The following is a 10,939-nucleotide window of genomic DNA, read 5'->3' as shown; positions in this document are numbered from 1 at the left end:
CCGGCCATCTTTTACATCGTTGAGCAGTTGTTTAAGTTGTTGTGCGTTCATCGGGCATTTCTTCTTTCAAAACTTCATTCATGCTACCGGTTCGATATCCTGCAAGGTCCAGAGCCGTGTATGCGAAACCTATCTGTTTGAAACGTGCGGCTATTTCATCCATCAAATGCTCGTCGAAAAAACGACGACGTTCTTCCGGAGCTACTTCTATGCGTGCGATATTGCCGTGATGTCTCACCCTTACCTGTGCAAATGCTTTGTCCAAAAGAAATTGCTCAGCCTGTTCTACCATGCTCAGTTTCTCCTCGGTTATAGGCTGACCATAAGGAAAGCGCGTCGACAAACAGGCGAAAGAGGGCTTGCTCCATGTGGGAAGGCCCATGGCCTTGGATAAAGCGCGTATATCGCTTTTTGTCATACCGGCTTGTCTGAGCGGGCTTTCCACGCCCAATTCATCGGCTGCTTTCATGCCGGGCCGGAAATCGGATGTATCATCCACATTTGAACCGTCGAGCACATGGTTTATACCATGCTTTTTGGCGACATCCCATATTTTATTAAATAATTCCTTCTTGCAATAATAGCATCGGTTGACAGGATTGCTACGAAAGCCTTCTATTTCAAGTTCTTCCGATATTATGACCACGTGTTCGGCGCCTATTTGCTTGATGAGCTCACAGGCTTCGTTGAATTCACGTTCGGGATAGGTGGAAGAACGAGCCGTAATGGCCATGACATTATCGCCTAAAATGTCATGTGCGACTTTTAAGAGGAAAGTGCTGTCTACTCCGCCGGAGTAAGCAATCGCTGCGCTACCCATGCCGGCCAGTATGTCTTTTAACCTCTGCAACTTGGTTTGCAAATCTGTATCGCTTAAATTTATCATCCCAGAACCTCCGTATTGCCGTTTATGTTTGCCATGGGCAAACGCATAGCGCCAAAGCCCAATAACGATATCTTTATGCCGATATTGCCGAAGTCTCTGTATTGCATTACGTCGTTCTCCTTGTATTATTTTTCTATTTCATTTTGTAAATCGTCGAATAAACATTTTATTTTGTCCATGTTGACGGCATAGTAGGAAAAGCCTTCGCGCTTAGCGCATTTAACCAGCCCTACCGATTTGAGTATCTTTAAATGATGAGAAACATTTGGCTGCGAAATACCCAATTCGTCCGCCAATGCGCATACGCATAATTCCTTTTCTTCGCCATGCTTGGGAAGCAATTTAAGGACTTTCAAACGCATAGGATCGCTTAGCGCCTTAAACATATCGGACATTTCATCTACATTGCCCAACCTCGCACCTCATTTCTTTGTATAAAATATATACATTTATATATGTGAATTTGTGAATATATTATATTTTATAAAACATGCTTTGTCAAGCAAAAAGCAACGGTGTACAATAGTCTTGATTTTTTCACAGAAAAAGTCTTGCAGAAAGTATATACATAGCATATAATCAAAATCATGTGCAACAATTTTTAGTTATAGCAGGAGGAGTATTAATGTATCAGATAAAATTGTTACCCAATGGTTTACGTGTAGTGTCAGAGAAATTGCCTTTTTTTAAATCGGTGTCTATAGGGCTATGGATAGGCAGCGGCTCTATAAACGAAACGTTGGACAATAACGGCGTATCCCATTTTATAGAACATATGATATTTAAAGGCACGAATCGACACAGCGCCAAAGATATCGCCGATATAATAGATGGTGTGGGAGGCCAAATAAACGGTTTTACTGCCAAAGAGTGCACATGCTTTTATGTCAAGGTCATGGATGAACATATAGATGTGGCATTGGATTTATTATCGGATATGGTATTGAATCCTAAACTTAGTGAGGACGATATTCAGAAGGAGAAAGCCGTCATAGCAGAGGAGATACACATGACTGAGGATTCGCCTGAGGACCTTGTTCAAGAACTTATGGCCGAGGCTTTTTTCAGGGAACATCCGCTTGGCATGCCTATTTTGGGAAACCAATATAATGTGCTGAATATGGATAAAACGGCTATAACACAATATTATAACCAGTGGTATAATCCATCCAATGCAGTATTGGCTGTGGCCGGTAGCTATGATGAAGACGAATTGACAAGATGTATAAACAAGTACTTCGGTGGATGGAATAATAATTCCAAGAGTAAACCTGTCTTTCCCCCTCACGTTGTGAAACCAGTTGTTTTAAAAAGAGAAAAGGCTATAGAACAAATCCATTGCTGCATATCTATAGAAGGGCTTAAGCAGGACGACCCTGACATGTATGCTCTATTAGCCTTGAATAATATAATAGGAGGGGGCATGAGTTCGCGTTTGTTTCAGAAGATAAGGGAAGAACGCGGCATGGCCTATTCGGTATTTTCATACCCATCTTTTTATCCTAATATCGGTATGTTCAGCGTATATGCTGCTATAAATCCATCGCAAATCAATGAGGTGATTTATCTTATAAAAGAAGAAATACGTAATATATCAAAAGATGGTATATCCCATGAAGAATATAGGCGCGCCAAGGAGCAATTAAAGGGCAACTATGTACTTGGGTTAGAAAGTACCAGCAATCGCATGAGCGCTTTGGGCAGAGCCGAATTGGTAATGGGCAGAATATATACACCGGATGAAATATTACAAAAAATAGAAGATGTTACAGAGGAACAGATGAATGTTGTGGCTAGTCGGTTATTCAATACTGATGTAACCTGTGCGGCCTTTGTCGGCAGCATACCCGACGATTTGCATTATTAAAAAATGAGGCGCGTCTTATTGTGCTTGCAGCAATCGTATGATATAATATGCCCATGTTAGCGATGAGAATGCATTAATATATTTAGGATTGGAGATATAAGATGACGTTGCCCAATGTGCTTACTACCTTTCGGCTGGGACTGGTAGGCGTTTTTTTATATACCTTTTATGGCTTGGACAATAATAATATCTTGTATTCATTTTTAGTATTTACTTTGGCCGAGTTAAGCGATGTTTTAGATGGTTATATAGCAAGGCATTATAATATGATAAGCGATTTAGGTAAAATACTGGATCCTATAGCCGATAAAGCCATGTTGCTGGCAATGCTGTTTGCATTGTCCAGCATCGGCTTGATACCATGGATCGTTTTTATTATAGTATTGGTGAGAGAATGTATAACGGCTTTGGGTGCTTACATACTGTATAAAAATAAAAAGGTGGTGGCTTACTCGCGCTGGTACGGTAAGACAGCCGCAGTGATATTTTATATAGCGATAGTTGCAGTCGTGTTCGATGTGCCGTATGCATCGGTCATATTGACAATAGCCGTTATGCTTAATGTGGCCTCGCTTATAAAATATCTGTACGATTATTATAAACTGATATAAACTGAATCGACAGGAGGAATAATATGGAGCAATTGAGCAAAGCTTATGATCCGTCAAAAGTAGAAGATAAATGGTATGCCGAATGGATGGACAAAGGATATTTCAGGGCTGAAGTGGATAAAAATAAACAGCCCTTTTGTATAGTTATGCCACCTCCCAATATTACCGGACAGCTCCACATAGGCCATGCCGTGAACAATACATTGCAGGATATACTTATACGTTGGCGCCGTATGCAGGGTTATAATGCGCTTTGGATACCGGGCACCGATCATGCCAGCATAGCTACCGAGGCCAAGATAAAGGATGAACTAGCTAAAGAAGGCCTTACAAAATATGATCTGGGCAGAGAAAAATTTCTGGATAGGGCATGGCAATGGCGTGAAAGGTACGGCCGCCGCATAACCTCTCAATTGAAGAGGCTCGGGGTATCGTGCGATTGGTCGCGCGAACGCTTTACAATGGATGAAGGATGTAGTAGGGCCGTTATAGAAGTATTCGTGCGATTGTATGAGAAGGGTTTGATATATCGCGGTGATCGCATAATAAACTGGTGTCCCGAGTGTAAAACAGCGTTGTCTGATGCCGAGGTCGAGTACGAGGAGGAGCACGGGCACCTTTGGCATATACGTTATCCGTTTACCGATGGTTCAGGTTATATAGTGGTGGCTACGACAAGGCCTGAAACCATGCTGGGCGATACAGCAGTAGCTGTAAATCCGAATGATGAGCGTTATAAAGATTTTATAGGCAAAACTGTCATATTGCCCCTTATAAATAGGGAAATATCGGTAATAGCCGATGAATATGTTGATATGGAATTCGGTACCGGCGCCGTAAAGATCACACCGGCCCACGATCCTAATGACTTTGAAGTGGGGACAAGGCATAACTTACCGGTGATACGCGTCATGGCCGATGATGGGCATATGAATGAGAACGCCGGCCGTTATAGCGGTATGGAGAGATATGAAGCTCGCCGTGCTGTATTGGCCGACCTCGAAGCGCAAGGGCTTATAGATAAAACTGAAAATCATGTTCACAATGTGGGGCATTGTTACAGATGTTCCACTATAGTGGAGCCTATAGTGTCCAAACAGTGGTTTGTCAAAATGGAGCCATTGGCTAAACCTGCTATAAAAGCTGTACGCGATGGTCGCATACAGTTTATTCCCCAGCGCTTTGCCAATATATACTTTAACTGGATAGAAAATATAAAGGATTGGTGCATATCACGCCAATTGTGGTGGGGCCACCGCATTCCGGCGTATTATTGCCACGTATGCGGCAATGTCATAGTATCGGCTCAACGTCCCGATACCTGTGATAAATGCGGCTCTGATGATATAGAGCAGGACCACGATGTTTTGGATACATGGTTTAGCTCGGCGCTGTGGCCGTTCTCCACGCTTGGCTGGCCGGATCATACGCCGGAATTGGAGTATTTCTATCCAACTGATGTATTGGTTACCGCCTACGAGATCATTTTCTTCTGGGTAGCGCGTATGATATTCTCCGGCCTTGAACATATGGGCGATATACCTTTCAAATATGTGCTTATACACGGTATAGTGCGCGATGATGAAGGGCGTAAGATGAGCAAATCACTTGGCAACGGCGTCGATCCGCTAGATGTGATCGATAAATACGGTGCCGACGCCCTGCGGTTTACGCTGGTGACCGGCAATGCTCCCGGCAATGATATGCGCTTTTACTGGGATAAAGTAGAAGCCAGCCGTAATTTTGCAAATAAGATATGGAATGCGGCCAGGTTTGTATTGCTCAATTTAAATGGACAAGACATAGAGCCTCCGTCGCCTGATGAGTTAACGCTGCCGGATAGGTGGATACTGGCACGCTACAGCCAGTTGGTTGAAGAAGTAACATCCAACCTGGAGCGGTTTGAACTTGGCCTTGCGGCACAAAAACTCTATGACTTCATCTGGAGCGAATACTGCGATTGGTATATAGAATTATCCAAAGTACAGCTTCACCAGAGCGAGGCTGTTAAGGCGAATACGCTTTATGTGCTGTGCCATGTATTGGATGGTATCTTGAGGCTGCTGCACCCGTACATGCCGTTTATTACCGAGGAAATATGGCACCATTTGCCAAAATCGGGTGATACAATAATGCTTGCGGAATGGCCGCGCGTTGAGGCAGAGTTTATGTTTGAAGACAGCATAGATAATATGCAGTCCATAATGGATGTGATACAAGCCATACGAAATATAAAGGCTGAAATGAATGTGGAAGCTGGCCGAAAGCCGAAAGTCGTATTGGTTACTAATTCTTCTTATGAGCCTATATTTCAAGCCAATGCCCAGTATATAGAAAGGTTGGCCGGCGTAAGTGGGTTGAATATAAAGTCTGATAAAAGCGATATATCTGCCGATGCGGTGTCTGCGGTAACCGGCCGAGCGGAGATATATATACCGTTGGGCGAACTGGTAGATATAGCCAAGGAAACAGCTCGCTTAAAAAAGGAATATAATGAGCTTTGTACTGAACTCGATAAAACAAAGGTAAAATTGTCCAATCAGAGCTTTATCACCAAGGCACCTCCCGCGGTAGTGCAGGCCGAGAAAGATAAGGCAGCCCAATATCAGGCCATGATAGACAGTATAAAAGAGCGATTGGAGCATCTTGAAAAATAAATGCATAAAGCAGGGGCATTTAGGCTATAGTATGATTAGCGGCATTTGAGGAACAGATATTGAGAAATTATGTTTCGAAGAAATATCGATTCCGAGAATGCCGTGAATTTTTATAAGCGGGTATTTTTATGAGGGCCTTAAAGATAGCAGCTATAGGGTTTGTTACCGGTTTATGCAACGGCCTTTTTGGATCGGGGGGAGGTATGATAGTGGTGCCGGCTATGTCTATGATATTAGGCGTCGAAGAGCATGATGCTCATGCAACGGCTTTATCCATAATACTTCCCCTTACTGTCGTGAGCATATTTATGTAAGATATTCGCGGTATTTATGATCATAGCGGCGGTGAGAATGATATTTTGATCTGGATATTTGTCATAGGTTTATTATCAGGTATTATAAGCGGGATGGGTATAGGCGGAGGCACTATACTTATACCCGCTCTTATTTTATTCGGCGGCATAGAACAGCACGTTGCCCAGAGCGTCAATCTTACGGCATTTATACCTACGGCTATGATAGCTATAGCGATTCATTGGAAAAACGGCAATATAAAATATAAGCTGGCGACATGGATTACCATATCAGGCATAGCTGGTGCCATGATAGGTTCATGGCTGGCTATAGGCTTATCATCGAGGGCATTGCGTATATCGTTCGGCATATTTCTCATGATCATGGGCATATATGAATTCTTCCGTAAACCATAAGTATTGCATATCGACGTCTATTAAGGTAGAATAATGTTTGAAGAATGTTGAGGAGGACTGCTGCTTTGGATTGGAAGGATCAGATGAGAAATCCGCCCGAAGAATATAGAGCCATACCTTTTTGGGCGTTAAACGATAAACTCAATGATGATGAGCTGCGTTGGCAAATAGGGCAGATGAAGGAGGCAGGATTGGGCGGCTATTTTATGCATGCTCGTTCCGGCTTAAAGACGCCGTATATGTCTGATGAATGGCTGCAAGCCATCGAAGTATGCGTGGAGGAAGGCAAGCGGCAGGGCATAAGCCCGTGGCTTTATGATGAAAATGGATGGCCGAGCGGTTTTGCCGATGGCAAGGTACCTGGCTTGGGCATCGATTATCAGCAGAAATGGTTGGAATGTCGGCAGCTAGAATCGGATAATGTTTCGTGGACTGATAGAACGATCGGTATATATATATTGGGCGATAGTTATAGGACTTTCAGATATGCTTCGGGACAAGAAAGTATTGCCGCTTTAGGCCCCAAAGAAGTAATGCTGCATATAGGATGGGTAAATAACCCCTACTATGTGGATGTTTTAAATGAACAAGCCATACGTTCCTTTATAGATAATACCCACGAAGTATATTATGAGCGTATGAAGGACAGCTTTGGCAGCGTTATAAAAGGTATATTTACCGATGAGCCCCAGTATGCCTCCGGCAAAATCCCGTGGTCATTTTCCTTGGCCGAACAGTTTGAAAATGAACATGGATATAGTATAATCTCAGTTCTTCCCGCGCTGTTTTATAAAGTAGAAGGATATCAAAGCATAAGATATGATTTCTGGAAGACCGTCAATCGCCTGTTTACGGAGGCTTTCAGCAAGCAAATAGGGGACTGGTGCCGAAATCATAGCATAGTATCTACGGGGCATGTGATGTCTGAAGACAATATGATGGCGCAAATGAAGGGTACGGCAGGTGCCATGCCTTTTTATCATTATATGCAAATGCCTGGCATAGACTGGCTATTGCGCCGCATAGGCGGAACGATTACAGTCAAGCAGGTATCGTCGGTAGCTCATCAATTGGGCCAAAAGCATATTATATCGGAAATGTTCGGTTGCTCGGGCTGGAATATCAGCTTTGAGGAGCTCAAGTGGATAGCCGAATGGCAATATGTACTTGGCGTAAATACCATGTGCCAGCACCTTGAATGGTACAGCATGAAAGGCTTGCGAAAGAGGGACTATCCCCCCAGCTTATTTTACCAGCAACCGTGGTGGCCTGATTATAAATTATTCAACGATTATTTTGCGCGTTTGAGCTTGTTGCTAACCGAAGGACGACATATATGTAATGTTTTAGTACTCCATCCTTTGCACAGCGCTTGGATGGAATATAGTCCCATCGATAATGAATCTATAAAGAAACTCGATAAGGCTTTGGCCGATGTGAGCCGTTGGCTTATGGAATTACATATAGATTACGATTATGGCGATGAAAGCATACTGAGCGAATATGCCGATGTAGATGGTCATATCCTTGCGGTGGGCAAAGCGCGTTATAAGGCAGTGGTTATACCTCCGGCTTTCACATTGGACAAGGCTACGGTGCGATTGCTCCGGCGCTTTGTTCAATCAGGCGGAAGGGTTATATCAATAGGAAATTTTCCGATGCTTGTCAATGGGCGGGACAGCGATGATTTGGTTATGTTGAGATCGAAAGTAAAGTGTATAGAGCCGGATAAGCGTGAGTTAAAGGCCGCTTTAAGCGATTTGGGGCTTAATATATATGATCAGAACGGCGATGACGCAAGCCATATATATGTTCAGCAAAGGTATATGGATGACGGTCAAAGGCTCATATTTGCGGTCAATATAAGTCAAACCGATAGTGTATGTGCGCGTATAGCTTTAGATGGTATCTGGTATCCTAAATTATGCCGATTGGAAAACGGGGAATACGAGGTCGTACCGGCGGATTATGCCGAAGGCAGCACGTCGATTGAATTGAATTTTATGCCCATGCAGTCTTATGCTATATTGCTGGATAAGAAGGGAACAGACGATGCTAAGGTGATATCGCGTATTGCTCAGCCTGAAGAAATACCGGCTATCTTGACTGATCAATGGCATATAGAGTTGGAAGATTATAATGCGCTGACATTGGATTATGCCTGTATATCGATAGATGCCGGGCCGTGGTCTGAGATGATGCCGGTTATAGCTATACAGGATATGCTTTTGCGCATGGGACGGGCTGCCCGGGTGGCGCTGAAATTTAGCTTTATTTGCTGTGGCATAAATGAGGTTATATTGAGAACTGACTTTGAATATTCCGATGACGTCTATCAACTTTTAATGACGCCTGATATTCATGAATCACAGACAAATAAAATAACATACGATACTGAGATAGAGAGCATATACCTGTTAGGGCATTTTGGTGTATACAGCATGTCTGATTACGGATATGGAGATCGTAGGGCTGTATTTGCCGATGGCCCCTTTATATGCCGTCAGATGCCCGCTACGGTAACAACCGGCGATCTTAGCGCACAGGGTTTGGCCTTTTATGCAGGTAATGTAAGACTCATTCAACATATCGATGTACCTCATTTGAAACCAGGGCAAAGGATTTATCTGGATTTATGCACAAAACCAGATGATGTGCTTACTAAAGTATGGATAAACGAACAAGTTGCCGGCAATATTCCGTGGACTCCCTATAAAATAGATATTACCGATGCCCTAAAGAATGGACAAAATACTCTGGCAATAGAACTGATGGGCAGCTGCCGGAACCTATTGGGCCCGCATCATCATATAACCGGTGAGCTGTACGCTGTCGGCCCGTCAAGCTTTACGAACCGTAAAGGTTGGACTGATGCCGATACTGACTGCGATGATATATGGACGGATAGATACTGCTTTACGCGTTTCGGTTTATCATCGCAGCCTAAGATAATGATAACATCATAGACAGTGAATTTATTACATCGTTAAAATCCTCAAACGGTATATAGGCTATGCTGTTGTTCTCGCAATATTGCGCCAAATGGCTTTTGGCGAATACTATATCGGCTTTCTCGGCAACGTATCGATCAGAGAAACCGTCGCCTATAAATATAACATCGTAGCCTATGTCCTTGTATTTTATATAAGCTCCTGCCTTGCAGTTGGCGCATATGCTGCAGTATGGGTTTTGATATGGGAATTCCAGTACGACCCTATCTGCATCAAAATGCGCTCTATTACAATATACAGTCACGTCCGACATATTTATACCATATTTTTCAAACAAGGCTTTTATATAGTACTGAAAACCGTCGCTTAGTACAGCCAGCTCTAGGTTATTTTGTTGGCAAAAGCCTATAAATTGCTTAAAATAAGGGTCGAGGTAAAAGCCTTTGACAAATTCGACTACATCTCGCTCGGTACCATGAAATCCTGCATACAGTCGTCGGTACAGTTCTGCTGAACCTATAACCTTATTGCGGAAATCACTTTCCAATTGTTTGCCGTTATCCACCCGTATAAATTCTTGTATGATCTGGTCGCCTATATCCAGAGTGGATATAGTACCGTCAAAATCCGTTAATACAGCGTATTTCTTATCCATAAAGTCCTTCCTTAATGTTGTTTTTGCTATATAGACTATATCATATTTTCAGCACTAATAATAGTGCTGGCTAATAAACCATTGTTTATAAGCCTATCGTGACATATAATAATTCAGAAGCATTCCTGTAATGCTTTGAAGGGCTAAAATGGTTTTTGACAAAAGGGCCCTGTTACTGTATTATTGGTTGGCAGCTCAAGCCTATTAAGGACTAGCTCCTTAAACTCCCGGGTATAATACCTGTTTGCCTCTTTTAAATTCTTCAACTGTCAAACTTGGGATTTTGTCAATATCGAATATACTGGATAAAAACACCATACAACATAGCGTTTCAAAATATTGGCCGGAAATCGGCTTGCTTAAAGCATTTCTCGGCTCTATGGATCCTAAATTTTCAACTGTTAAATCTCGAAATCCCGTTTATGGAAAAATGCCAAAATATATCTTTAAATATATTGCAAATATTTGTTTAGAGAGGTAAAATAAAAATAGTAAGTAAGAGTGTCTCAGCGTTGTTTATTATAAGGGAAATAGTGATGATATTTTTCTTTATAAATAACGGCTTTATTGAATATAATCATTGCTAGAATAAAAGACTCTCA

Annotated in this window: 8 protein-coding genes and 1 pseudogene; 6 read left to right on the top strand and 3 right to left on the bottom strand. The window is 42.5% G+C overall.

Annotated elements, in window-relative coordinates; translation table 11 throughout:
* Positions 1-31 precede the first annotated feature (31 nt).
* Entirely contained in the window at positions 32-886 is an 855-nt protein-coding gene (gene larE, locus JG770_RS10260; RefSeq protein WP_291958630.1) for an ATP-dependent sacrificial sulfur transferase LarE, read from the bottom strand.
* 125 nt (positions 887-1,011) lie between these two features.
* Complete coding sequence (locus JG770_RS10255; protein ID WP_291958627.1) at positions 1,012-1,299, bottom strand: metalloregulator ArsR/SmtB family transcription factor; 288 nt, start codon at positions 1,297-1,299, stop codon at positions 1,012-1,014.
* 212 nt (positions 1,300-1,511) lie between these two features.
* Between JG770_RS10255 and JG770_RS10250 the strand changes: the two genes are divergently transcribed.
* The 6 genes and pseudogenes from JG770_RS10250 to JG770_RS10225 all read left to right on the top strand — a co-directional run bounded on the left by JG770_RS10250 (position 1,512) and on the right by JG770_RS10225 (position 9,697).
* Positions 1,512-2,753 (top strand): pitrilysin family protein, encoded by a 1,242-nt coding sequence (locus JG770_RS10250; protein ID WP_291958625.1) that lies wholly within the window; start codon positions 1,512-1,514, stop codon positions 2,751-2,753.
* A gap of 101 nt (positions 2,754-2,854) precedes the next feature.
* The gene (locus JG770_RS10245; RefSeq protein ID WP_291958622.1) at positions 2,855-3,364 is read left to right on the top strand and encodes a CDP-alcohol phosphatidyltransferase family protein; all 510 of its coding nucleotides are present in this window, start codon (positions 2,855-2,857) and stop codon (positions 3,362-3,364) included.
* A gap of 23 nt (positions 3,365-3,387) precedes the next feature.
* Entirely contained in the window at positions 3,388-6,021 is a 2,634-nt protein-coding gene (locus JG770_RS10240) for a valine--tRNA ligase (RefSeq protein ID WP_291958620.1), read from the top strand.
* 128 nt (positions 6,022-6,149) lie between these two features.
* Positions 6,150-6,323, top strand: a pseudogene (locus JG770_RS10235) (TSUP family transporter); the annotation flags it as partial.
* 60 nt (positions 6,324-6,383) lie between these two features.
* Positions 6,384-6,731: a sulfite exporter TauE/SafE family protein gene (locus JG770_RS10230; RefSeq protein ID WP_363321002.1), complete on the top strand. Its 348-nt coding sequence runs from the start codon at positions 6,384-6,386 to the stop codon at positions 6,729-6,731.
* A gap of 65 nt (positions 6,732-6,796) precedes the next feature.
* Complete coding sequence (locus tag JG770_RS10225; RefSeq protein ID WP_291958615.1) at positions 6,797-9,697, top strand: glycosyl hydrolase; 2,901 nt, start codon at positions 6,797-6,799, stop codon at positions 9,695-9,697.
* On the opposite strand, the gene JG770_RS10220 is transcribed toward JG770_RS10225, so the two are convergent.
* Positions 9,675-10,337, bottom strand: coding sequence for an MtnX-like HAD-IB family phosphatase (locus tag JG770_RS10220; RefSeq protein ID WP_291958613.1), 663 nt, complete (start codon positions 10,335-10,337; stop codon positions 9,675-9,677). The two genes, JG770_RS10225 and JG770_RS10220, sit on opposite strands and share 23 nt — an antisense overlap.
* Positions 10,338-10,939: the final 602 nt, after the last annotated feature.

Origin of the sequence: Mahella sp. (genome assembly GCF_020054945.1) — a bacterium.
GTDB lineage: Bacteria > Bacillota > Clostridia > Mahellales > Mahellaceae > Mahella.
The sequence above is the reverse complement of the archived record's forward strand: the minus strand, read 5'-3'. Positions and strand labels throughout refer to the sequence as shown.

Excerpts from the sequence above, each read along its gene's own strand:
- larE (WP_291958630.1), bottom strand. The coding sequence starts at position 886 with ATGATAAATTTAAGCGATACAGATTTGCAAACCAAGTTGCAGAGGTTA.
- JG770_RS10250 (WP_291958625.1), top strand. The coding sequence starts at position 1,512 with ATGTATCAGATAAAATTGTTACCCAATGGTTTACGTGTAGTGTCAGAG.
- JG770_RS10245 (WP_291958622.1), top strand. The coding sequence starts at position 2,855 with ATGACGTTGCCCAATGTGCTTACTACCTTTCGGCTGGGACTGGTAGGC.
- JG770_RS10240 (WP_291958620.1), top strand. The coding sequence starts at position 3,388 with ATGGAGCAATTGAGCAAAGCTTATGATCCGTCAAAAGTAGAAGATAAA.
- JG770_RS10220 (WP_291958613.1), bottom strand. The coding sequence starts at position 10,337 with ATGGATAAGAAATACGCTGTATTAACGGATTTTGACGGTACTATATCC.